Annotated in this window: 23 protein-coding genes; 15 read left to right on the top strand and 8 right to left on the bottom strand. The window is 36.9% G+C overall.

Annotated elements, in window-relative coordinates; translation table 11 throughout:
- The first annotated feature begins 97 nt into the window (after positions 1 to 97).
- The 9 genes from I5435_RS20915 to I5435_RS20875 all read left to right on the top strand — a co-directional run bounded on the left by I5435_RS20915 (position 98) and on the right by I5435_RS20875 (position 7223).
- A complete protein-coding gene (locus I5435_RS20915; RefSeq protein WP_337982912.1) occupies positions 98 to 469 on the top strand; it encodes an ArsR/SmtB family transcription factor in 372 nt (123 codons plus the stop codon).
- Entirely contained in the window at positions 450 to 2573 is a 2124-nt protein-coding gene (locus I5435_RS20910; RefSeq protein ID WP_337982911.1) for a heavy metal translocating P-type ATPase, read from the top strand. Before I5435_RS20915 ends, I5435_RS20910 begins: the two co-directional genes overlap by 20 nt.
- A 170-nt stretch (positions 2574 to 2743) precedes the next feature.
- On the top strand, positions 2744 to 3022 hold the full coding sequence (locus I5435_RS20905) for a late competence development ComFB family protein (protein WP_024361338.1): 279 nt from the start codon (positions 2744 to 2746) through the stop codon (positions 3020 to 3022).
- A gap of 140 nt (positions 3023 to 3162) precedes the next feature.
- The gene (gene mntR, locus I5435_RS20900) at positions 3163 to 3582 is read left to right on the top strand and encodes a transcriptional regulator MntR (RefSeq protein WP_024361337.1); all 420 of its coding nucleotides are present in this window, start codon (positions 3163 to 3165) and stop codon (positions 3580 to 3582) included.
- Between the two features lie 140 nt (positions 3583 to 3722).
- Positions 3723 to 4580: a CvfB family protein gene (locus I5435_RS20895; RefSeq protein ID WP_024361336.1), complete on the top strand. Its 858-nt coding sequence runs from the start codon at positions 3723 to 3725 to the stop codon at positions 4578 to 4580.
- A 137-nt stretch (positions 4581 to 4717) separates the two neighbouring features.
- On the top strand, positions 4718 to 5647 hold the full coding sequence (locus I5435_RS20890) for a DUF1002 domain-containing protein (RefSeq protein ID WP_024361335.1): 930 nt from the start codon (positions 4718 to 4720) through the stop codon (positions 5645 to 5647).
- Positions 5648 to 5779: 132 nt separating this feature from the next.
- Positions 5780 to 6061: a GNAT family N-acetyltransferase gene (locus tag I5435_RS20885; RefSeq protein ID WP_025220714.1), complete on the top strand. Its 282-nt coding sequence runs from the start codon at positions 5780 to 5782 to the stop codon at positions 6059 to 6061.
- Positions 6062 to 6389: 328 nt separating this feature from the next.
- Positions 6390 to 6839 carry a GNAT family N-acetyltransferase gene (locus I5435_RS20880; RefSeq protein WP_337982910.1) on the top strand — a complete coding sequence of 150 codons (450 nt, stop codon included), beginning with the start codon at positions 6390 to 6392 and terminating at the stop codon, positions 6837 to 6839.
- A gap of 72 nt (positions 6840 to 6911) precedes the next feature.
- On the top strand, positions 6912 to 7223 hold the full coding sequence (locus I5435_RS20875; RefSeq protein WP_024361332.1) for a hypothetical protein: 312 nt from the start codon (positions 6912 to 6914) through the stop codon (positions 7221 to 7223).
- Between the two features lie 240 nt (positions 7224 to 7463).
- Here the strand turns inward: I5435_RS20875 and I5435_RS20870 are convergent, their stop codons facing one another.
- The 3 genes from I5435_RS20870 to I5435_RS20860 form a co-directional block, all read right to left on the bottom strand.
- On the bottom strand, positions 7464 to 8615 hold the full coding sequence (locus I5435_RS20870; protein WP_337982909.1) for an MFS transporter: 1152 nt from the start codon (positions 8613 to 8615) through the stop codon (positions 7464 to 7466).
- Between the two features lie 112 nt (positions 8616 to 8727).
- A complete protein-coding gene (locus I5435_RS20865) occupies positions 8728 to 10248 on the bottom strand; it encodes a succinyl-CoA:acetate CoA-transferase ScpC (RefSeq protein ID WP_024361330.1) in 1521 nt (506 codons plus the stop codon).
- A 295-nt stretch (positions 10249 to 10543) separates the two neighbouring features.
- Positions 10544 to 11194 (bottom strand): LytTR family DNA-binding domain-containing protein, encoded by a 651-nt coding sequence (locus I5435_RS20860; protein ID WP_024361329.1) that lies wholly within the window; start codon positions 11192 to 11194, stop codon positions 10544 to 10546.
- A 504-nt stretch (positions 11195 to 11698) separates the two neighbouring features.
- Here I5435_RS20860 and I5435_RS20855 point away from each other — a divergent pair.
- The 4 genes from I5435_RS20855 (at position 11699) to I5435_RS20840 (ending at position 14887) form a co-directional block, all read left to right on the top strand.
- The gene (locus tag I5435_RS20855) at positions 11699 to 12493 is read left to right on the top strand and encodes a helix-turn-helix transcriptional regulator (RefSeq protein WP_024361328.1); all 795 of its coding nucleotides are present in this window, start codon (positions 11699 to 11701) and stop codon (positions 12491 to 12493) included.
- Between the two features lie 224 nt (positions 12494 to 12717).
- Positions 12718 to 13479, top strand: a complete 762-nt coding sequence (gene yidC / locus I5435_RS20850) for a membrane protein insertase YidC (protein WP_025220710.1) — start codon at positions 12718 to 12720, stop codon at positions 13477 to 13479.
- A gap of 55 nt (positions 13480 to 13534) precedes the next feature.
- Entirely contained in the window at positions 13535 to 13783 is a 249-nt protein-coding gene (locus tag I5435_RS20845) for a hypothetical protein (protein WP_025220709.1), read from the top strand.
- A gap of 336 nt (positions 13784 to 14119) precedes the next feature.
- Positions 14120 to 14887, top strand: coding sequence for a M15 family metallopeptidase (locus tag I5435_RS20840; RefSeq protein WP_337982908.1), 768 nt, complete (start codon positions 14120 to 14122; stop codon positions 14885 to 14887).
- Positions 14888 to 15060: 173 nt separating this feature from the next.
- Here I5435_RS20840 and I5435_RS20835 read toward each other — a convergent pair.
- The 4 genes from I5435_RS20835 to I5435_RS20820 form a co-directional block, all read right to left on the bottom strand.
- A protein-coding gene (locus I5435_RS20835) for an IS3 family transposase (RefSeq protein ID WP_105928880.1) occupies positions 15061 to 16211 on the bottom strand; the annotation gives its coding sequence in 2 pieces (ribosomal slippage) (positions 15061 to 15938 and positions 15938 to 16211; 1152 coding nt in all).
- 300 nt (positions 16212 to 16511) lie between these two features.
- Complete coding sequence (gene cls, locus I5435_RS20830) at positions 16512 to 17969, bottom strand: cardiolipin synthase (protein WP_024361324.1); 1458 nt, start codon at positions 17967 to 17969, stop codon at positions 16512 to 16514.
- 259 nt (positions 17970 to 18228) lie between these two features.
- Entirely contained in the window at positions 18229 to 19026 is a 798-nt protein-coding gene (locus I5435_RS20825) for a YwqG family protein (RefSeq protein ID WP_337982907.1), read from the bottom strand.
- 94 nt (positions 19027 to 19120) lie between these two features.
- Positions 19121 to 20281, bottom strand: coding sequence for an MFS transporter (locus I5435_RS20820; RefSeq protein WP_024361322.1), 1161 nt, complete (start codon positions 20279 to 20281; stop codon positions 19121 to 19123).
- A 477-nt stretch (positions 20282 to 20758) separates the two neighbouring features.
- Here I5435_RS20820 and I5435_RS20815 point away from each other — a divergent pair, with 477 nt between their 5' ends.
- Complete coding sequence (locus I5435_RS20815) at positions 20759 to 20896, top strand: Lmo0850 family protein (RefSeq protein WP_004232019.1); 138 nt, start codon at positions 20759 to 20761, stop codon at positions 20894 to 20896.
- A 79-nt stretch (positions 20897 to 20975) separates the two neighbouring features.
- On the opposite strand, the gene I5435_RS20810 is transcribed toward I5435_RS20815, so the two are convergent.
- Positions 20976 to 22163: an FtsW/RodA/SpoVE family cell cycle protein gene (locus I5435_RS20810; RefSeq protein ID WP_024361321.1), complete on the bottom strand. Its 1188-nt coding sequence runs from the start codon at positions 22161 to 22163 to the stop codon at positions 20976 to 20978.
- 171 nt (positions 22164 to 22334) lie between these two features.
- Between I5435_RS20810 and I5435_RS20805 the strand changes: the two genes are divergently transcribed.
- Entirely contained in the window at positions 22335 to 23087 is a 753-nt protein-coding gene (locus tag I5435_RS20805) for a hypothetical protein (RefSeq protein WP_029747104.1), read from the top strand.
- The last annotated feature ends 147 nt before the right edge of the window (positions 23088 to 23234 follow it).

The following is a 23234-nucleotide window of genomic DNA, read 5'->3' as shown; positions in this document are numbered from 1 at the left end:
TGATAGTAATCATATACATTCAAATGCCCATTTGAATATGATGGAATAATATGCTATATTTAAAACAATCAAACGAGTATTTGAATGAGGTGAGGAAATGGCAAAAGAGGTCTGTGAAGTGACGCATGTTAATGAGCCAGCGGTGACAAGGGTTCAACAGCAAATGCCTGATTTATCAGGTGTAGCGAAATTTTTAAAGGCATTATCTGATGAAACAAGACTTAAAATAGCGTATGCCTTAACTGTAGAGAATGAATTATGTGTTTGTGATGTGGCGACAATAATTGGGTCATCTGTAGCGACTGCATCACACCATTTACGTTATTTAAAAGATCATAGTTTAGCGAAATCGCATCGTAAGGGAAAGCAAATGTATTACGCTTTAGCTGACGAACACGTATACCAAATTGTAACGATTGCTTATGAACATGCGAAAGAAGGGATTACTAATGGCAGTAACACCGATTAAGCAAGAATACCGATTGCAAAACTTGTCCTGTGCTAGTTGTGCAGCTAAATTCGAAAAAAATGTAAAAGCGATACCTGACGTACAAGATGCACAAGTCAATTTTGGAGCTTCCAAAATCACGATTGTAGGAGCAGTTAGCGTCGATCAAATTGAAGAAGCAGGAGCATTTGACGGCATTAAAGTTTCAAAATCTACGGCTAAAGCAAGTGAAGCAACAATTCCTTTTTATAAGAAGACCGAGAACATATTAGCTAGCGTATCCCTGCTATTCGTTATAGTTGGCTATCTATTATCTTCTGTTCGTGGCGAAGAAGACTTGTTTACGATTGCTATGTTTATCATTGCGATTATTGTTGGAGGCGTAAAGATATTTAAAACAGGCTTACGCAATCTTGCACGATTTGAGTTTGATATGAAGACGCTTATGACTATAGCAATAATTGGTGCTGCGATTATTGGGGAGTGGGAAGAAGCGGCTGTTGTTGTCTTTTTATTTGCAGTTAGTGAAGCACTTGAAGCGTATTCAATGGATAAGGCACGGCAATCAATTCGACAATTGATGGATATTGCTCCGCCAACTGCCACGATTAAACGAGCGCATGGCGAGCATTACCATGAGATGGAATTAGCAACGGACCAGATTGAAATTGGCGATATTTTAGTCGTGAAACCAGGTCAAAAAATCGCAATGGATGGTATTGTGCTAGCTGGGCTGTCAGCAGTCAATCAGGCTGCTATTACAGGAGAATCGATTCCAGTCAACAAATCAGTAGGTGACGAGGTTTTTGCGGGAACGTTAAATGAAGAAGGTGCATTAGAAGTACGTGTAACGAAACGTGTAGAGGATACAACGATTGCGAAAATAATTCATTTAGTAGAAGAAGCGCAAGCTGAAAAGGCACCTTCGCAACAATTTGTCGATCGTTTTGCGAAATACTATACACCAATCATTATGCTTGTAGCGTTACTTGTAGCGATTATGCCACCTTTATTTGTAGGGGATTGGCAACACTGGATTTACCAAGGATTAGCAGTGCTTGTGGTTGGTTGTCCTTGTGCGCTTGTTGTTTCTACTCCAGTAGCAATCGTAACCGCTATTGGGAATGCTGCAAGACAAGGCGTTCTAATAAAAGGTGGTATTCATTTAGAGCAACTAGGCCATATAGATGCTATTGCCTTTGATAAAACAGGTACCTTAACAAAGGGCACACCTGCCGTAACAGATATTTACACTCCTACGGAAATGCTAGAGGAAGATGTATTACAACTGGTGGCTGCTGTTGAAAAACAATCGCAACATCCATTAGCTAAAGCTATTTTAAAGGCATTACATGACAAACAACTACCAGAGCTTATACCTACAGATTTTCAATCCGTAACAGGTAAGGGTGCTTATGCAACAGTGGATGGTCAAAAGGTTTATGTCGGTAGTATGAATTGGATTACAACATTAGCTCCAGTTGATGAAATAATGAAAGAACAGGTTCAAAAACTGCAAAAACAGGGTAAGACCGTAGTAGCGGCTGTTCGAGATGGGCTCTTTATTGGCATCATAGCAATTGCCGATCAATTACGTACTGAGAGTAAAGAAGTACTGCAAAAGTTAAGTGCTTTAAAGGTGAAACATACTGTGATGCTAACGGGTGATGCAAAATCAACTGCCGAAGCAATTGCCACTACTTTAAGTATGAGTGATGTGCGAGCAGGCTTACTGCCCGCCGAAAAATTATCTGCTATTAAAGACTTACGCACGCAGTACGGAGCAGTTGCGATGGTCGGGGATGGTGTTAATGATGCGCCAGCATTAGCTTCCGCCAATGTAGGTATCGCTATGGGTGGTGCGGGTACAGATGCAGCGTTGGAGACAGCTGATATTGCATTAATGGGCGATGATTTAACAAAACTACCTTATACAATGGCATTAAGCAGAAAAACATTACGAATTATTAAAGAAAATATTATTTTTGCACTAGCCTTAAAATTAATTGCCTTATTGCTCGTGATTCCAGGATGGTTAACATTATGGATTGCCATTTTTGCCGATATGGGCGCAACATTACTCGTTGTCTTTAATTCTTTAAGGCTTATAAAACAAAAGAAATAATAGGTATAATGACGTGATTGGTGTAATTTTGTAGGTAAATAATCGTTGCAATGTATATTTATAATTGTTGTATAGATGCTACTAGCGATTCTTGAAAAGGGCTAAATTTCACGCTATTATTAATTGTGTAAAAATGTAACAATACATTATAAATGAGGCGAAAGTTTTATATGTCAGAACCTATTTTAGTAAATGTTACAGAGGAAATTGTGCGTGGTTTAGTAAGTTTTCTACTGCGAGGACCAGAATACCAAACATTTTGTAAATGTCAAATCTGTGAATTTCAAACAGTGGCATATGCATTAAATGCATTGCCTAGTAAGTATGTTACATCTAAGGAAGAGCGAGATGAAGCATTTAAAGCCATGAATACACCTGAGAATATTGAACTGATTAACAGAGAAATTATTCGTGCATTACATGTGGTAAATAAGCATCCTCGACATTAGATAGAGCCCACTTCTACATTGAAGTAGGCTCTATTTATGTTTCAAGGAAGTGTTTATCTTGGTTATGTATTTTCAGTTAACTTTTAAGGCAAGCTTGTAGTAAACTAAAGAGTAAGAATAGGAAAGAGAGGGAATTAGATATGCCAACACCTAGTATGGAGGACCATATCGAACAAATATATTTATTGATTGCTAATAAAGGATATGCTCGTGTGTCTGACATTGCTGAAGCATTATCTGTTCTTCCTTCTTCTGTTACTAAGATGGTTCAAAAATTAGATAAAGATGGTTATTTAGTTTATGAAAAATATCGTGGGCTTACATTGACGCCAAGAGGAGAAAAACTTGGAAAACGTCTTGTGCAGCGACATGAACTGCTAGAGCAATTTTTGCGAATCATTGGTGTAGATGAAGAGCGTATTTACAATGATGTAGAAGGAATTGAGCATCATTTGAGTTGGAATTCAATTGATCGTATTGCAGATCTTGTGCAGGTAATGGAAGAAAATCCAGATATCGCAAAAAAACTAGAAGCATCTAGAACACAACACAATCTATAGAGGGAATAGCTTATTCATAAGGATGTAAGCAGCATTTTGAGACGATCTCTACGTTTCGTTGTGTGATACCCGCGCAAAGTGATGATTGTATGCGGAGCTTATATATTTGCGAAATTGATGGTAAAAGAAAGGAAGACATTATGAACGAATTAAAATCAGGTGAAGTTGTTACTTTAACTGTATTAGAGCAACAAGCATCGAAATGGGTCTTAACAAATGGGGTAGTTGAACTGCCATTAAATGCTTCAGAAGTTACAGAACCATTAGTTGTTGGGGATCGTATTGAAGTATTTTTATTTGCGGATCGCCGTGGTGATTTAGCTGCCACGACTGCTATTCCGGCATTTGCCCAAGGCGAATACGGCTGGGCACGTGTTCTTCGTGTTGTAGAGCGCGAAGGTGCTTTTGTTGATATTGGTACTTCACGAGAAGTGCTGGTTAAAGCGGAGGACCTACCTGCGATAAAAGAAGTATGGCCAGAGCCAGGTGACCATTTATATATGACATTGCGAACAGATCGCAATGGAGATTTATTTGGTCGTTTAGTAACAGAAGAAAAGATTTCAGAGTTATACGAAGGTGCATTTGATGATATGCATAATAAAAATATTACTGCCCGTCCTTATCGTTTATTGCCAGTAGGATCATTTTTACTAGGTGTAGAAAAACCATATCGTATTTTCGTCCATGAATCAGAACGCTATGCAGAACCACGCCTTGGACAAGATGTTGAAGTACGTATTATTGATGTTAAAGAAGATGGCTCGATGAATGGCTCTTTGTTACCTCGTAAACATGAACGTATCACAGGAGACGCGCAGCGCATTTTAAGCTATTTACAGGATGTTGGTGGTAAAATGCCATTTAGCGATAAATCTTCGCCAGATGAAATTAAAGAAATGTTTAATATGAGTAAAGCGTCATTTAAACGTGCACTCGGTACACTTATGAAGGCTGGTAAAGTGAAACAACAAGATGGCTGGACAGAAGAAATTTAACTTGTAGCTTTTATAAATACTAAGGAAATGACGAGAGATAAGCAAAGAAACCTTCTCGTCATTTTTTCGTACTAATAACTGTATGATGACATACATTATACAGGCTAAATGATTTCTAGCGAAAGGGGTCACACAAATTGAAAAAAATATGGGGGAAAATGCTAGTAGCTACGATGCTAGTATTTGGTGTGCTGGCACCAACAACTGGATTTGCAGCAGACAATACCACACCTGACAATGCGACACCAAATGCAATAGATGAAAAACTAGGTGTACCAATTGTGGTGTATGGTGCAAACCTATCCGAAGCGGAAAAAGATTCTGTAAAAAAATCGTTAAAAGTAAATGAAAATCCTGAAGTTGAGGAAATAACAGTATCAGGGAATGACTTAGCTAAATACATTAAAGATAGTAATGCAAGCTCACGTATGTATTCTTCTGCCAAAATTACACGTAAAGATGCCGGTAAAGGATTAGTTATTGAAATCGTCACACCATCAAATATTACACAAGTAACGTCAGAGATGTATGCAAATGCAATGCTGACTGCGGGAATTGAGGATGCGACCGTGCAAGTAGCCGCTCCAAAAGCTGTAACAGGTCATTCTGCGCTTGTTGGTATTTATAAGGCCTATGAGGTAACAACGGGCAAAACGTTAGATATAGAGCGTACGGACGTTGCCAATGAAGAACTATCAGTTGCCACTACAATTGCTGATTCTGCAGGAGTTGATGATGCCAAGGTAGCGGAGTTACTAACAGAAATCAAAAAGCAAATTGCTGAATTAAAGCCAGCAACGCGTGAAGACGTGGAAAAAATCGTCCAAGAGCAGCTAGATAAATTAGAGATTAATTTAAGTGAACAAGATCGTCAGTTACTAGTTGATTTGATGGACAAAATTAGTAAACTAGATATTGATTTTAGTAAATGGTCCGAGCAATTAGATGATATTAGTAATACAATACAAGAAAAATTTGGCGCTCTGATGGAAGATGAAGGTTTCTGGACGAGTGTGAAAAATTTCTTTGCAGATTTAAAAGATACAGTTTCAACATGGTTTAACTAATTGAAAAGCTCTCTGCCTCTTGATGGCAGTAGAGCTTTTTTAATCTGTCCGAACTGTTAAACGAAACGTCGTCTACTATTTTTGTAAAAATGCAAAAAGCTATGGTACTATGAAAAAAAGGAGTGGTGAGAAATGGAATTCCAATTACAAAAAGTAGCGGAAAACAAACTAGCTTTTGTTTACAAGCAAGATGGGGAACAGTTAGCGGAAATTACATGGAAACAAGAAGGTCAAGTAATGGTCATGGATCACACTTATGTATCAGATAAGCTCCGTGGGCAAGGCGTTGCCAAAAAATTATTAGATCGTGCAGCAGATTATGCCCGTGAAAATAATTACAAAATGGTGGCTGTTTGTTCATATGTAGTTGCAGCATTTGAAAAATCTGATGCTTATGACGATGTAAAACAATAAAAATAAAGCAATCTGCTAAATAGCCTAGAGCTACTATGCGGATTGCTTTTTAGGTTTTAAAATAGAACTTTTCCATCTTCGCCATTATAGAAAAACAATACTGTAAATAAGGAATGTTAAAAAGCCTGCGCCACCGACTAAAGAAGCCATGTCTACCCAATCATAAACTAAATCTAAATCTTTCATAAAGAACATCCTCCTATCGTTTGTACTATTTCATTAATTCCCTCATATTGTCAGTGCTAATCATAAAAAAGTACAAAATAATAAAGAAATACGTAAAAATATTCGAATTATGCGATAATATCGACTAGGAGAGTGATTGTGAATGTCTTGGAAAATACAGACGTACGATGAATTAACGACGGAAGAACTGTATAAAATAATTCAGCTAAGAGTAAATGTTTTTATTGTTGAACAACAAACCTGTTATGAGGATTTGGATAACCATGATCAAAACTCTATACATTTATCATATGTTGAAAATGGAAAATTATTCGCCTATGCTCGTATATTACCCCCAGGTGAAAAATTTACAATGGCATCTATTGGTCGCGTAATCACAAGTCAGGAAATGCGGGGTACTGGACTTGGTAAAGATATGATTCGCTTAGCACTAGAGATAATTGAAGACAGATGGTCAGGTTCAGAAGTATTTATTCAGGCACAGGAATATTTAAAAAAGTTTTATAGTTCTTTTGGCTTTCAACAAGTTTCTGCACCGTATATTTACGATAGCCTGCCACATATAGATATGCTATACCAAGCAAAAAAATAATGTTTAGTCCTCTAAGAATAGGGAAAAGCTATAGTATAAGGCCAGTTTCTATATTTTTAGGAGGGATTTATGATGGCAAAGAATAAAGGGACAGGTGTTGTGCTTGCGGGATTAGCAGGATTTGCAGCATCTTATTTAAGCAAAAAAGAAAACCGTGATAAAGCAATGGATATGTTTAACAGTATGAAAGCTAAGCTAGGATCTTTCATGAATACATCGAATGTGAATATGGATGATCGAGTTGCGGAGCGTATCACAGCCGAAGTAGCAACTGAAGCCGGTACAGCACCTACAAAGCTAGCTTCCAATGAAATGGTTTCTGAAGGTGGAGGACATACAGGCGTTCATTTCTACAATGAAGAAATACAGGAAAAAGAAAAGTAAGGTGCCGGGCACTCAAACAATTTTAAAGTAAAAATCCACGAAGACTCCAGCGAGAACGCACGCGATGTAAGCCGCAACAAGCCGCGCGTTAGCGAGGATTGCGGCTTACGGTGTGCCCGCCGGAAAGCGAAGTGGATTTTTACGCTTCAAAAGATAGCACAATGCAAAGTGCCAGTATTAGTTAGAAGAAATAGTCCTGCTACTATACGTTTTTAAAAAATAGGAAGTCCGATACTCTACTTAAAGTGATGTATAGGACTGCCTCTTTTTATGTGGGATAAGTGTTACACCAGCAAAGGTGATTAAGACAATGCCTGTAAAGATAAACCCGCTGACTACACCGAGTGATAACCATCCAAGCAATGAGGAGCCTAGTACTACTCCCAATGAGAAAAATGCATAAAAATAGCCGTATGCTTTCCCGCGGATTTCAACTGTCGTAGAATCAATTAATAGTGAATTCACAGATGGGAATAACAAACCGAAGCCAATACCGTAACAAACCATCGCTATATAAAGGAAAGTACTCGAATCAGCCTGACTAATCAGTATTTGACTGACACCCATTAAACCAATACCGAGGGATAATGTTTTTATCGGAGCTACTTTATCAAAAATACGATTTGTCGGCAATATAAAGACAAGGACAGCGACAATACCGAATGCACTCATTAATGTACCACTTAAGCGTGAGTCGAAGCCTAAAGTTTGGACTTTTAAAGGCAGTAAATAAGCAATCACACCTTGGGAAAACATTAAAAAGAATGCTCCTGAAAATGCCTTTAACGTACCTATATTATGGAAAAATACACTTATTGGGATATAAGTTTTAGAAGATGTTTTGTCCTTTTTGACATGATTAGCATGTAGTAAAAAGAAAGAAAGGATACCTAACAGTAGCATAAAACTTGCAGTGATATTAAAGACAAAAGGTACACTCGTACGACTTGCTAAAATACCACTAAATGCTGGGCCAACGATAGCCGCAATACCTACAAATGCACCTGAAATGGCACTACCTTTGCCCCGCTTTTCTTGATCGGTGGCATTAGCTAGAAATGTAAAGGCCGCAGGAACAATAAAGCCGGCAACCAATCCATGTATAAAACGAACGATAAGGAGGGCAAGCGGTGCATCTACTAAATTATATAATGTTAATGATAGGCCCGTTGTCAGCAGACCGACAATTAAAATAACAAAGGGTCCTTTACGATCGGTTAAAAAACCCGAAATAATATTCCCGAATGTATTAGAAAGAGAATACATACCAACTGCAAGTCCGGTTAAAAAGGCAGAGGCACCGAGTGATTCTGCATATGTACTCATAACAGGAAGCTGAGTAAATAGGTCAAAAAATGAAAAGAATATAATTAAATAGATAAATTTCTTCATAACTCCTCCGACTACTTATTACGACATAGTGGGTTTATTATACCATTTTCGACAAAAAAAGAACGCCTAATAAGTTTAAAACAACTTATTAGGCGTTCTAGAATTGCTACTATTAAGCTTTAGCAATTTCTTTTTTCATTGTTTTGTTTTTAGCAAGGTTTACGTGCCAAGAAAGAGCCTCTTCTAAAATATGAGGTGTTTGTTGGTTACCTGTTGCTTCTACAGCACGGTTGTAGTAATCCCATAATTGCTCTTTGTAATCAGGGTGTGCACAGTTCTCGATAATTAAAGGTACACGTTCTTTTGGTGCAAGACCACGTAAATCAGCAATACCTTGCTCAGTAACGATTACGTCAACATCGTGTTCTGTATGGTCTACGTGAGAAACCATTGGTACGATTGACGAAATTGCGCCACCTTTTGCATAAGATTTTGTTACAAAAATACCAAGACGAGCGTTACGAGCGAAGTCACCAGAACCGCCGATTCCGTTCATCATTTTTGTACCTGAAACGTGAGTAGAGTTTACGTTACCATAGATATCTAACTCAAGCGCAGTGTTGATTGAGATTAAGCCCAAACGACGGATAAGCTCTGGGTGGTTAGAAATTTCTTGTGGACGTAAGCATAATTTATCTGCATAGTGTTCCATGTTGCCGAATACACGTTTTTGTAGTTCTTCTGAAAGTGTGATAGAAGCTGCAGAAGCGAAATCTACTTTACCAGCATCAATTAAATTAAATACTGCATCTTGTAGTACTTCAGAGTAAACAAATAAGTGTTCGAATTCTGAATCAGCAAAACCGTCAAGTACAGCGTTTGCAACAGAACCTACACCAGATTGAATTGGTGCTAAAGTATTTGTTAAACGACCAGCTTTGATTTCAGAACGGAAGAAATCAAGTAAAATGTTAGCCATTGTTTGAGTTTCTTCATCTGGAGGCACGATCATTGAAGGTGCATCTGGCTCTTCAGAAATAACAATTGCTTTAATTTTAGCAGGGTCTACTTTAATACCAATCTCACCAAGACGTTGGTTTGGTTTTGTCATTGGAATGACATCACGTTTACCTTGTTCACCAGGAACATAAATATCGTGGATACCGATTAATGATTCTGGGTGAGAAATATTTAATTCAATAATAATATTTTCAGCGTATTGAGCGAAGATTGGTGAGTTACCAACTGAAGTAGTTGGGATAATATAGCCATCTTCAGTAATTGCAGCTGCTTCAATAATTGCATATTTAATTGGTCCGATAATACCTTGACGAACTAACTCAGCGTTGTGAGAAAGGTGAGCATCAACGTACATTACGTTACCAGCGTTGATTTGATTACGAATACCAGCGTCAGCTTGGAATGGTCCGCGTTTACGGATAACGCCAGCTTCAGCTAAATACTTATCTACTTCTGGTCCTAAAGAAGCACCTGTATATACATCAATTTGGAATTTTTCGTTTTTAGCACGTTCCACTAATGCCATAGGAACAACTTTTGCATCCCCAGCACGAGTGAATCCGCTCATACCTACTACATCACCGTCAGAAAGAAGTGCTGCAGCTACATCAGCAGATACGACTTTGCTTTCAAGCTCCTTATTACCTAAGCGTTTTTGAATGATTGCATCCATTAAAAAATCCTCCCCTAAATTTGATGGAAACCGATAACAAAACTAGAAAAAACGTGTAAGAATTTTCTGTTTATTTAGTTGTAGTATGACTCCAACCATTTGATTAATACTATCACCAATTTGTCACAAAAACTTTATAAATAGCATTAAATTAAGTAAACAAAGGAAAATCGAGCGGAAGAACGCTTTTTCGACAGAGAAAACGTTTTAATCTAGCGCTATGTATTATCTAAGCGGTAAATCAAAAAAGTACAGCAAGCCCTCCTTAAGAGGATACTTGCTGTACTAGGGATACTTAGAAGCCTAAAGAACGACGGAAATAACTTGCGTAGCGTTGACTAACCGGAATACGCGTTCCATCTTTCATAATTAATAAGAAAGTTGAATGTGAATCTGGTTGAATTTCATCAATATAATCGATGTTTACAATGTATGAACGGTGGCATCTAATAAATGAGTCTGGCGCTAAAAATAGCTCTAAATCACTTAAGTTTAAACGGTGATAACCTTCGCGCCCCATTGTTTTAACAAATGTTTTACGTAACTGTGTTTCAAGATAAATCACTTGATCATGTTTAATCGGGTACCAACAGTCATCGATTTTAATCGTGATGTAGTTTGTTAAAAATGCTGATGGCTTTTGTGGGAAGATAGCGGTAATGGCACCTTTTGTTTCGCCTTCTTCCATTAAAGGAATACTCATGCCATAGTAAGCAACACCAAATACATCAGGTTCGATATAGGTGCTGATTTTTTGCCCATAGCTTAAAGCTTTGTGTGCAGCTGAGCCTTCTTTGATAGGGTCACCCGGCTTAATTTTTAGATCAACCTTTTTGCTCGGTTGGTAGTACAAGTATTCATTTGTATCAGAAATTGCGATTGAAGTATTCTCAGGGAAAAACTCCTTAATAATCTCCATGATTTCTTCTATTTGCTTTGGATCCACTATTAGCACCTCATTTTAACTTTTAAAAATAGTATTATCATCTATTTTACTACATATTCGTATAAATTATATAGAGAAGATTTCGGAATAAAATAGAGATATGTCGATTGCTACATTAAAAAGATGAAAATTGACTTACATAAAATTCAAGGTATTATAATTAATTACTAATTATTTTTAATATGTATATGGTAAAATTTAAATGTCTATTAATAAGTTTACAAGGTTTCTACGGTATTTATATGATAAATTAGAACTAGGACGATGTATAAAATGTGGTTGAAAGGAAATCGCAAAATATGGTAAAATTCACTGTAAAGTATATTTTTTTTAATACTGGTGTTTAAGTTAGGTTATTTTTAAGCTATATTCAATATATAATTGTGTAATAGGACTCAATTCATATGATAAATAAGTAAATACTTTTTTCTTATTTTGAATTTGTAATTTGATGTCAAATATTGTAATGTAATTCGTGCACTCTGAGGAAAGATGGGGAAGATTATGCAACTACATCAACATTCTATGTCAGAAACGATATCAAAAAGATACTTCCAAGAAATCGATAATATTAATCAATACATCGGTGTAGAAGAATTTTTTAATATTGAGTCAAAATTAATATTTGAAATTTACCATTTAGAATCTGCAAAGGCTAAAAAATCTTTGCATGAATTAATTGATATTCTTTCTATACGTTTTGGCAAGCAGGTCATTAAAATAGTGCGAGGTTATTTTTCCGTTTTGTCGTCGATTGTTGCTCGTAAATTGCTAGACAATCAAGTACCTTCGAAGAAAGCCTTTGCTTTTAATATTGCTTGTAATGATATGATTGAAAATCAGATGAAAGACGCAGAATTTTTGCAATTTGCTGATGATTTAATTGATTTCTTTGTGTATTTTATCGCAGATAGAAAGCAACCGACTTTCCGTCATCAGACAGTCAATAAAGTGATTATGTATATCAATGATGAGTTAGAGAACGATTTAACAGTGGAGAGTATCGCGAATAACTTCCATATTAGTACTAGTCACTTGTCGCGTATTTTCAGAGAACATGTGGGCATTACATTGGTCGAGTATTTAAATGTTCGTCGCGTAGAGGAATCCCAATATTACCTACGACATACGAATAAAAGCATTACATCCATTTCAGACCAATTCCATTTTTGTAATCAGAGTTACTTCACACGTATTTTTAAGAAATACACAGGGGTAACACCTAAACATTTCCGTGATGAGCTGCATCATGAATTTTACCGTTTTGAAATGAACGAGACGGAGATGCAAAACGCTTAATATTGTGGGACAATAAATGGCACTCAATGAATAAGAACCATACTGTAAGATGCGATTGTATTAGCGATGCTAAAGCGCGCATCTTTTTTATGTGAACAAACTACCATTATGTCACGCTTCCGTTAACGCCTAAGCGTATTTGATAAGTAGCGCTTGCTATTTGATAAAGGTAGTCTTAATAAGGTATACTTCACATTAGTTGAAAAATAATAGTAGGTGGAAAAATGAAAAATTTGAAGCTATTATCAATGCTTGGGCTTGTTGTTTTTGTATTAAGTGGCTGTAAAGCAGTTGAGAACAAAGAGGGCTTTTTCTATAGTGTTTTTGTAAAACCTATGGAATTTTTACTGGAGTTTTTCGGAAATGATATTTTTTCAGGTAGCTATGGTTTAGCAATCATCGCTATCACGGTTCTTATCCGTTTAGTCTTAATGCCGATTATGTTGAAAAACTATCGTCAGCAACAACTGATGAAAACGAAAATGGATGCCTTCAAACCTGAAATGGAAGCTGTTCAGAAAAAAATGAAGGAAGCAAAGACAAAAGAAGAACAAATGCAATATCAGCAAGAGATGATGGCATTGTACCAAAAACATGGTGTCAATCCTTTAAATATGGGTTGTTTACCAATGTTAATTCAAATGCCAATCATTATGGGTCTTTACTTCTCAATTTTATATTCTGCCGATGTGAAATCACATATGTTCTTATGGTTTAGCTTAGGTTCACCAGACATTGTGATGACAATAATTGCGGGTATTGTTTATTTGGTACAAGCACGAGTTTCTTTATGGACCGTACCAGAGCAACAAAAAAAGCAAATGAAGATGTTTATTTACATTTCGCCAATTATGATTGTCTTTATTTCTATGTCTTCTATGGCAGCACTACCGCTTTACTGGTCTGTCAGCGGTGCATTACTAATTCTTCAAACGTATATTGGTCGAAAATATTATTCGGAGCATCCCGAAAAAGCAGAATCATAAATGAATGAATGTCGAGGCGCGTTGTAGCCTCGATTTTTTTTAGGAGGAAAACAGCATGAATACAAAATGGGTATCTTCAATTTTAGTTGCAATATTTAGTATTGCGGCTATTGTATGCATTATTATTGGCAATTTTAATTTAGCGGTGCTAGCAATGACAATAATGTTTGCTTTGTCAAATGGCTTTAGAGCGAAGAGTTTTAAGGAGCAAGGATATGTTAAAGAGGCGAAATGGATGAAGTATATGGCAATCTTTTTCTCTGTTGCTTCCATTGCGGTACTAATTATTATTTTTACAGAATAAGTGGAAATGCTACACTTAAAAATGTGAACAGTGATAAAATAAAACTATCAAAATATAGTGTATTAACTTGCTTTGGCAGTAGCCTTGCCTAATACGGAAAGTGCTATGTATGTACTGCAAACGGTTAGGGCAAACCTTGCTGAAACAAGTTAAATACCTGGTGGTTGTCAAAGATGTAAAAGAACTGTCGAGCCGTTTTGAAAAAATCTTAAAGACATTCCGCCGAGGTGTAATTGATTAAAGGTCTTAGGGTTGCTCAAACTCCCATTGAAACGACCTGATTTTGAAATCTCGTTTTGTTTAGCAACCCTGTATCTACACAAAAGGGGCAAAGAAATGAAAAAAAATCGACTACCACTTATTATTGGCGCTATTATTTCAGCGGCACTGATCGTATCTATTTTTATAGTGATTTACTATAAGAATAATCAAGTCAATGTAGCGTCAGATGAAGAACAACCAGTAGCAGAACAAGGCAAAAAAGACAATCCTACAAAAGAGCAACCAAAAACACCCGAAGTAACTGAACCACAAGAGCAGCCAGACGAAAATGGCTATTACCCAAATCAAGCAATGCCGACAGAGCCTACTTATATTGATGGTATTTTACTGGCTAATAAAAAATATCCACTACCATCCACATTTGCACCAGGTGAAAATCCAGAGGCACGTCAAGCGTTAAATAAGATGTTAGCCCAAGCTAAACAACAGGGCTTTAACTTAGTCGCGTTTAGTGGATATCGTTCTTATGAATATCAAACAACATTATACAATAATTATGTTAAGCGCGATGGTCAAGCTGCAGCAGATCGCTATAGTGCACGCCCAGGTTTTTCCGAGCACCAAACAGGCCTAGCGTTTGATATTGGGGAAGTCGGCAAAGAAGATTTATGGTTGACTGAGGAGTTTGGTGAAACACCTGCTGGGAAATGGCTATTTGAGCATGCTGCAGAATATGGTTTCATTTTACGATTCCCTCAAAATAAAGAACATTTAACAGGCTATATGTATGAATCTTGGCATTATCGCTATGTTGGAATTGACATTGCTAAGAAAATGAAAGATCAGAATGTTACGTTAGAAGAGTATTTAGGGGCTGAATAAACAAAGAGCTTGGAGACAAAACTTCAAGCGAGAACGTACGCAGCGTTACGGTGTGCAATGGGGAAGTAACCACTGTAGCGAACCAGAGCAAAAAGTGGCTGGGACATAAGAGAAAAAGTGTTAGATTGAACCTGGTACTGACCCCGATATATAAGACACTAAACAAAAAAGCATTACCCAACCAGTTGTCGGTATTGAACCGGCGACTGGTTGTTTAGTTTCGTTTGAATTCGGTTATTGTTATAATAGTTTATATAGTCTTTGACAGTTTGTTCTACGATGGCCGTCGTAGTACTGTTCAAATTGTCTAAGTAGAATGTTTCAGACTTTAACACTGAATGAAACGATTCGATTGGGGCATTATCAGCGGGCGTACCTTTACGGGACATGCTCATGGTAATGCCTTTTGCTTTTACGGCCTGTTGATAATCATACGATGTGTATACCGCCCCTTGGTCACTGTGCAACGTACACCCTTCGGGCAAATGATGAAGTTGAGCTAATGTATCCAGCACAAAATCAGTATCTTGGCAGTCTCCAATCGAATAGGCAATAATTTCACCATTATATAAATCTTGAATACTTGAAAGATACAACTGTTTTTGACCAAATGGCAAGTAAGTAATATCAGTTACGAGCTTCTGTAACGGTGCGGTGGCTTCAAAATCGCGATTTAATAAATTTGCTGCGATTGCATAAGGTTGTCCTGTTCGTTTCCGTTTTTTCACTTTCACGCGACATTGCCAACCATATTTTTGCATGATACGTTGAACCACTTTATGATTGACGCACATTTCTTGACGTAAAAGTGCTGTAATTTTTCTGTAGCCATAGCGAAATTTATTTGCACGACAGAGTTCACCGATACGTCTCTCTATTGCTTGACGAGACCTTGCATCGGTAGATGCCTGTTTCCAACGATAGTAGGTAGATCGTGCAATCCCAAAGTGTTTACAAATGTCCTTTACAGACATCATGCTTCTTAGTGACGCAACTAACTGTACAGCTACTTCTCCAACCACTTCCTCTCCAACTCTGCGTACTTTTTTAGCACCTCAATTTGTTGCTTTAAATAACGGTTTTCCAATGCTAATTTCGTTTGTTCATTGTCCGGTTCAGGACCCTTATTAAAGATATATTGTTTGCCTACAGGTTGTTTCAAACGATTGACTTCACCATTTCTATACCAACGCACCCATGTTTCGACCTGTGTTTTATGGCGTATATTTAATTCCAATAGAATCTGTTTGACAGGTACACCCGCTAATCGCATCTTAATCGCTTTCATTTTTACTTCATAGGGATAACTCACTCTTGTTCCCATAGAAAAAACACCTCCAAATTGAAATTTAAGTATCTATACCCGAATTTCAATCGAAGATGCTTTTTTTATTTGTCTATACCTATTGGGGTCAGTTCCCCTAATCAATCTAACACTTTTTTGCTATGCTGTTGTTGTCCGCTACGACGGTACTTTCCGCTCAGCACAGTAAGCCGCAACCCTCTGCTTGCGCGCGTATGCCCGCGTCTTACATTATGTGCTGTTCTGAGCTGGAGTCACCGCCTTCGCTACCAACAACTAGTGAACACTTCTAATTTTTTTAATTGCAAAACGAATGGGTTGTTATAATATCGGTGTTAATAAGCGAGAAATAGATTCCTTAAACTTTATCATACTCGAACGATTTTGATACATTTCCCAAGTTAATTCTGTGCTATCTAAAATGTCCTTTTCAAATAGCTCAGCTAATTGATGAGAAATTTTAGAATCGTAAATAAAGGCATTTACTTCGAAGTTTAAACTAAAACTTCGAACATCGATATTTGCAGTTCCTACTGTAGATGCTTCATCGTCAATAATAATAGCTTTAGCATGAATAAATCCTTTTTCATAAATATAAACCTTTGCTCCTGCACGTAATAACTGGCCCACGTAAGAGTATGTTGCCCAATAAACAAACATATGGTCCGGCTTATTAGGAATCATAATACGTACATCAATGCCTGATAAAGTAGCAATTTTTATGGCATCTAAAAAACTAATATCAGGAATAAAATAAGGCGTTTGAATATAAATATATCTCTTGGCCATATTAATCAGCTTTAAATAGCCGATTTTTATTTGTTCCCAATCAGAGTCCGGTCCACTGGAAACAATTTGTAAACCGACATCACCTTTTTTCGGGATAGCAGGGAAGTAACGGTCGGAATAACCCATCTTTTGCTGTGCACATGCTTGATTCCAATCTAATAAAAAGCGTGTTTGCAATGGGTGGACAGCGCTTCCTTCAATACGTAAATGTGTATCTCTCCAATAGCCAAATTTCTTTTGAAGTCCAAGGTATTCATCTCCTACATTAAAGCCCCCGATATACCCAATACGACCGTCAATTACTCCTATTTTGCGGTGATTTCTAAAGTTGAGGCGAGGGTTAAGCAGTGGGAATATGGAAGGGAAAAATACTTCTACTTCACCACCTGCTTCAAGAAGTTCCTTGAAATGTCTCCTTTTTACATTACGAGAGCCCATTTCATCATATAAGAGCCTTACTTTGACTCCTTGTTTTGCCTTTTTAATCATTGCGTCAATAAGACGAGTACCTAAATTATCTAAGCGGAAGATGTAATATTGAATATGGATATGATCTTTAGCTGCTTCGATGTCTTTTAATAGCTGTTCAAATTTGTCTGCACCATCGTCAAAAATAGCAAGGTGATTGTCTTGTGTTAATACCGCATTATTCGTTTTTAAATGCATATAAATCATTTCTTTATAATTTTCGGCATTTTCAATACGAAACTCAAACGTATTATCTCGAATGGTGTCTATTTGATAGCTAATCAGATTATCAATCCCAATATCTTTGCGCCCTTCCCAACGAAACAAATGTTTCCTGCGCAGTTGTCTGCCAAGTAGTAAATATAAAATAAATCCAGCTAATGGTAAGAAAAATAGGACAAGAATCCATGCCCATGTAGAACTAGCATCTTTACGCTCTAAAAATATAATTGTCATCGCAGATAAGATATTTACGAATAAAATTAAAGGTACTAGATATTCTACATCTGTAAAAATGCTCATTCCTGCACCCCTTTACTATATTTCACATTATATCTAGTATAGCTTACTTCACAGGTGGAAAGAAAGGACAGTAAGTGATTTGTTATCATCAAAAAAATTCCCCCCTAAAAAAAGTAGGGACAATGCCTTTGCGTTTTGCGACTTTGAGGGCATAGCTAGCAAACAGTAATCGAAATTAGGCAAGCCCCATCACAAAAAAATAGTGCTGGGGCTTGCTCGTTTTGTATTCAGTTTCAAGGCAAGAGGTAAATCAGTTAGCTTATACATAATGTTCCCATTGAAATAGTATATCGCTAAAATCTTGTTGAAGAAGCTTATCACGATTGATAAAGAATTTCCCTACGCCACTATCCGCCCACATAATACCGAACTCATCATTGGAATCTATTTGTAGTAAAAGTACATCATACCGTTGTAGCAGATGAGATTCGTGCCGAATGTCTTCCTCTAAAAAATATGCGTATCCGCCTATTTTAGCGCCAGCTCCTAAAAAATGCTGTAAGTAGATTTCGTGCAAATTAACATCATGGTTTAGGGTACATATTAGACTCGGTAAATAGTGTACAGCTCGATAATCTAAAGCTGAGACAGGTTCCTGTGTAAAGTGGAATTGTAGCGATAACTCTTCTTTAATAGGAAACCAAACATCTGTGGTCACAGCAGGTTTTTCTTGTGTTGGCATTGCTGTTTTTGTTTCTAACTTTGGGTAAAATCGTACTTTATAGAACTGTTGAAAAATGTCTTCCTTATAATGTGCCGCATTGGCAAAAATATTAGATGAAATAAAAAATTGTAAAATACCTTGAGTAGGAAAATCTTGTATTGTTGGTATTTCTGCAAAATTTATTTGAGCTAATAAACGCATCGCTTCACCAGTAATGTCCTTTGGAACTGTTTGATAATAAGGTAAATAAGGTTCACCGGCGAATTTACTTTCTGTTATTGTGGTTGAACGTTTACATGGCGATATAGTGATTGCCGCCAGTAGCGATTCTTCAATTTCAGACCGTAATGGTTCAAGCTCTCTAGGAAGAGAAAAATTGATTGTTTTATTCATGCAGTATCCTCCGAGTTTACGCTTTCAAACATGGATGTCATATAAGTTTAACAAATACATCTGTTTCTATTAGTTACGACATATAGTACGAAAATTATTCAAGCCTTAAAGTTTTATTTGAAGCCTTATAAATAAAGATTAAAATAATCGAGATAATTGCGATAGCTGCAGCAATATAGTAGCCAAGATTAGATTGCATCGTAAATAACCATGTGAAAAATAGAGGACCGAGAATACGCCCTAAATTATCCATAGAGTAGGAAAGACCTGCTGCTGTCCCATATTGGCCGCCAGATTCTTTGGAGGATAATGACACGACACATGTTCTTGCAAGGGCATTTCCGGCTGTAAAGATACAAAGTGCAAAACCTGCCATTAATAGATTGCCTGTTAAAGTAAATAAAAGCATACCAATTGCTGTAATGATTTGAGCTCCAATGAGCCAAGATGTTTCTGTGCCATTTTTAATGCGACGAACTACGCCACCTTGTATGGCTGCATCTACAAAGCCACTAAACATAAATAAATAACCGATTTGCAAAGGTGTTATTTGTATACGGTCAATTTGAAAAAGCTGGAATGTTGCTTCTACTCCTGCCAGCATAAAAGTCACTAAGAACGAGAACATAAATAAATAACGAACACGGTATTGAAGCATTTTGCCAACACCTTTTGGGACAATTGCTCTTTTTGTTACATCTTTTCGTTTTTCTGGTTCTTTTAAGACGAAAGTTGCATAAATAAATAATAGTGCGATTAAAGCTGCTGATGCGATAAATGGCAATTGCAAGCTATAATTACCTAACATGCCGCCAATTGCAGGACCGAAGATAAAACCTAGACCAATGGACATGCCCATGAAACCCATGTACTTATTACGATCTTCCTCGCTCGACATGTCACCAATAAAACCTGTTACAGCTGTATACAACGCACCTGAGAATAAGCCACCTACGATACGTGATACGTATAACATTGTTAAATGATCAATGAACATCGAAAAAATAATGAAACTGAGACTAAACCCTACCAATCCTGTTAAAATGAGTTGCTTACGACCGACTTTATCAGAAAGCTTTCCCCAAAGTGGTGCGGTAAAAAAACTTGCAAGAGAATACACTGTCAGTAAACCGCCTACATGGATGTTTTGCCAATCGTTTTGTACGATGACCTCTGGTAGGACAGGAATAATAATTCCAAAGCCTAGGTAGACGAGAAACTGTACTGACATTAAGAGTAAAATTGGTTTTATCATTTAATTTCCTGCTTTCTTACAATATTTCAGTATGTATATTCTACCTCTCTTGTTCTTGCTATTACAAGGGTGCGGTAGGAGAAGCATTTGAAACCAAGACAAGGATTGATTTAGTTTATGTTCAGTTATTATTTTGCGTAACCGTTCATCCACAATAGTTATTCCTTCTTTCACTCCCTCTTTTGGTAGAAGCTTGTTCCTGCTGGCTGGTCAAAAATAATGAAGAACAACGAATAGAATTGATTTGATGAGTTAATAATGTATTTATCAAATTCTATTCTATAGTGTATTTTGTTTGCCTAAAAAAGTGACATTTAAACATAATTTACATTGTAACAAAATTGAAAAATATTAAAGGCGAGTTAAATGGTATGATAGATACAGATAAACTCGTCTGACATCTAACACTTAGAAAAAATGAAACTTTTTTGGAAATAAAACGTTATATAAAATCGAGAAAAGATTGAGGTGGAATGTATGACGAAGGAAGTAGATTTGAAAAAGATTGTTTCGAATTTATCGAAGTTGGGTGTGACAGCTACTGTAACAAAGTCTCGACTTGAACTTTTAAAAGTGCTCACACCACCAACGCAAACTCCGCAAGTTCAAGCTTAACTCGTTTTACAAAAAAGAATGGATAGTTCTCTTTCGAAAGTAGAGAGGCTATCCATTCTTTTTTTATTATTTAAATTTCTTAATCCTCTTCATCGTAGGTTGTAAACATGTAAGTACGATAATGGAAACGCATGCTAAAGACTAGCCCGATGGCCAAGGCATTGCCCATTAAAGAACTTCCCCCATAACTTATGAATGGAAGTGGAATACCTGTAATCGGTAGTAGCTGTATTGTCATACCAATGTTTTCGAATACATGGAACGTAATCATCGCGATAATACCTGCACAAACATAAGTTGAAAAAGGGTCTTTCAATAATAATGTTGTTTTAGTTAAATGATAGATTAACAAAAAGAAAATACAGATTACTATACTTGCACCGATAAAACCCCATTCCTCACCGATGACGGTGAAGATGAAGTCCGTATGATTTTCGGCTACGTATACTTCGCGCCCACGGAAGCCTTTACCGAAGATTTCACCAGACCCAATAGCGTTTAAGGAAGTAATCAAATGGTAACCATCACTCGATGAATAGGAGTATGGATCTAGCCAAGAGTAAATTCTGGCAAACTGGTACGCTTTAAATCCAAATGTTTTCTCTAAAAATTCCTGCATGTAAAGCGCCATCCACAGGAGGCTTCCCCCGACGACAGCGCCACCTAAAAAAGTAGGTAATAAAATTTTCCAAGAGATACCTGCTACAATAACGAGTGCAGCGGTAATCGCAAAGAAAACAAGTGCTGAACCAAGGTCAGGCTGTTTCATAATAATACCAAGTGGTATAATCAACGTTAAAGCGATTTTACCTAGTAAAATGAAGTCAGACTTAATGGATCTTAAAGAGTAGACTTCATGATGCTTACTAATAAGGCGGGCAAGCGCTAAAATGTAAAAAGTTTTCATAAATTCGGAGGGCTGGATATTACCAAGTGGTGTATGGAACCAGCTTTTAGCACCATTCACAGGCTCACCAATTTGGCCTTTACCTTCCGGCATGAAAATAAGCAAAACTAAAAGAGCAATTCCAGCTCCGTACATATACCAAGCCATTTTTTTATATTGATCAGGCTCGAAAAACATAATGACACCGATAATAAATGCACCAATTACATACCATCTTAGTTGCAAAGGTACGTAATTAATACCATATTGTCCGGAAGTTTGAGCGGATGCAATTGCTAATAAACTAATGACAAGAAAAGTGAAAAGTATAAAAGCGAGCGTCCAGTCAAAACGGTTCACGAAATTTCGTTTATTTTCCATAAAAGCCACCTAAAATAAAATAGTTTAAAATCTGCGCACAGACGCATGTCGAACATTAACATTATAACGCAAAAAACAATTTTACGCCTGAGTATATTGTTGTGACGACAAATAGCATAAAATGTTTCAAAAAATAATGTTTAGTTTTATAATAAAGTGAAGAATGGGGTGATGGATGTGGCTAAGAAATTAAAGTCAGCTGAAGATTTTATGTATCATATATATGTTCATATGAATGATGTCGATAAATTTGTTATATTTAGCGGGCTTAAATTCTCGCAATTCGTGGCTGCTTTAGATCCACTGCATCACTTACTTTTACTAAAGCATTCCTATGAAGACGGATCATTTAATATGCATACACAGTTTGATTATATAGCAGATGAGGAAGTTCCTCGTTTTGTAAAAAAAGCTACGGAGTCGAAAGAATTGTGTTGGGTAGATTTTATGGATGAAAAGAGGCTGGATCAGCTGACACCGATGGAACAGGGAGAACTGCTTTACATAAGTCATAAAAAAGAACCGATTACTTCGCCATTTTTTAATAAATTGCAAAATCGGTTTGTGTATTGTTCTTCGGATGTAGAGAAAATGACGAAAATTTATTTTCGCCATTTAAGTGATTCAGATTTGCTCGTCGCTAATGTGTTTAATACGTTAATACGTGAAAAAGAACGAAGCACAGGTTTTTGGCGCCGTAAAGTAAAATCGAGTATTCCTTCTCTTACGCCGGAATTTTTGCGTGCGTATCGCTCCTTTGCTAAAGAGGGCGCATTGTTGTCACTGTATCGCATTGAGAAGCCGAAAGCCGCATATGGTATAGAAATACGTAACCTGTCAGATTATTCCTTTCCAGATGAGGTCTGGGATGATTTAAATACAATTTTGAAAAACGAGCACGATGAATTGATTCATATTATTTAACTATATAGCAGGTATTTCACCAGCTATATAGGAATGGAACTCAAGAAAGTGATAGTCAGTCATTTTACTTGGGTGACCAACTTTTGAATGAATAAGGCACTCAAATCTCACCGTCCAAATTACGGTGAGATTTTTATGTCATTTGTC

Source organism: Lysinibacillus sp. C5.1 (assembly GCF_016350185.1).
GTDB lineage: Bacteria > Bacillota > Bacilli > Bacillales_A > Planococcaceae > Lysinibacillus > Lysinibacillus sphaericus.
The sequence above is the reverse complement of the archived record's forward strand: the minus strand, read 5'-3'. Positions and strand labels throughout refer to the sequence as shown.

What these genes read in the sequence shown, in the direction of transcription:
- I5435_RS20915 (WP_337982912.1), top strand. Translation starts at nt 98, where the DNA reads ATGGCAAAAGAGGTCTGTGAAGTGACGCATGTTAATGAGCCAGCGGTG.
- I5435_RS20910 (WP_337982911.1), top strand. Translation starts at nt 450, where the DNA reads ATGGCAGTAACACCGATTAAGCAAGAATACCGATTGCAAAACTTGTCC.
- I5435_RS20905 (WP_024361338.1), top strand. Translation starts at nt 2,744, where the DNA reads ATGTCAGAACCTATTTTAGTAAATGTTACAGAGGAAATTGTGCGTGGT.
- mntR (WP_024361337.1), top strand. Translation starts at nt 3,163, where the DNA reads ATGCCAACACCTAGTATGGAGGACCATATCGAACAAATATATTTATTG.
- I5435_RS20895 (WP_024361336.1), top strand. Translation starts at nt 3,723, where the DNA reads ATGAACGAATTAAAATCAGGTGAAGTTGTTACTTTAACTGTATTAGAG.
- I5435_RS20885 (WP_025220714.1), top strand. Translation starts at nt 5,780, where the DNA reads ATGGAATTCCAATTACAAAAAGTAGCGGAAAACAAACTAGCTTTTGTT.
- I5435_RS20880 (WP_337982910.1), top strand. Translation starts at nt 6,390, where the DNA reads ATGTCTTGGAAAATACAGACGTACGATGAATTAACGACGGAAGAACTG.
- I5435_RS20875 (WP_024361332.1), top strand. Translation starts at nt 6,912, where the DNA reads ATGGCAAAGAATAAAGGGACAGGTGTTGTGCTTGCGGGATTAGCAGGA.
- I5435_RS20870 (WP_337982909.1), bottom strand. Translation starts at nt 8,615, where the DNA reads ATGAAGAAATTTATCTATTTAATTATATTCTTTTCATTTTTTGACCTA.
- I5435_RS20865 (WP_024361330.1), bottom strand. Translation starts at nt 10,248, where the DNA reads ATGGATGCAATCATTCAAAAACGCTTAGGTAATAAGGAGCTTGAAAGC.
- I5435_RS20855 (WP_024361328.1), top strand. Translation starts at nt 11,699, where the DNA reads ATGCAACTACATCAACATTCTATGTCAGAAACGATATCAAAAAGATAC.
- yidC (WP_025220710.1), top strand. Translation starts at nt 12,718, where the DNA reads ATGAAAAATTTGAAGCTATTATCAATGCTTGGGCTTGTTGTTTTTGTA.
- I5435_RS20845 (WP_025220709.1), top strand. Translation starts at nt 13,535, where the DNA reads ATGAATACAAAATGGGTATCTTCAATTTTAGTTGCAATATTTAGTATT.
- I5435_RS20840 (WP_337982908.1), top strand. Translation starts at nt 14,120, where the DNA reads ATGAAAAAAAATCGACTACCACTTATTATTGGCGCTATTATTTCAGCG.
- cls (WP_024361324.1), bottom strand. Translation starts at nt 17,969, where the DNA reads ATGAGCATTTTTACAGATGTAGAATATCTAGTACCTTTAATTTTATTC.
- I5435_RS20825 (WP_337982907.1), bottom strand. Translation starts at nt 19,026, where the DNA reads ATGAATAAAACAATCAATTTTTCTCTTCCTAGAGAGCTTGAACCATTA.
- I5435_RS20820 (WP_024361322.1), bottom strand. Translation starts at nt 20,281, where the DNA reads ATGATAAAACCAATTTTACTCTTAATGTCAGTACAGTTTCTCGTCTAC.
- I5435_RS20815 (WP_004232019.1), top strand. Translation starts at nt 20,759, where the DNA reads ATGACGAAGGAAGTAGATTTGAAAAAGATTGTTTCGAATTTATCGAAG.
- I5435_RS20810 (WP_024361321.1), bottom strand. Translation starts at nt 22,163, where the DNA reads ATGGAAAATAAACGAAATTTCGTGAACCGTTTTGACTGGACGCTCGCT.
- I5435_RS20805 (WP_029747104.1), top strand. Translation starts at nt 22,335, where the DNA reads ATGGATGTGGCTAAGAAATTAAAGTCAGCTGAAGATTTTATGTATCAT.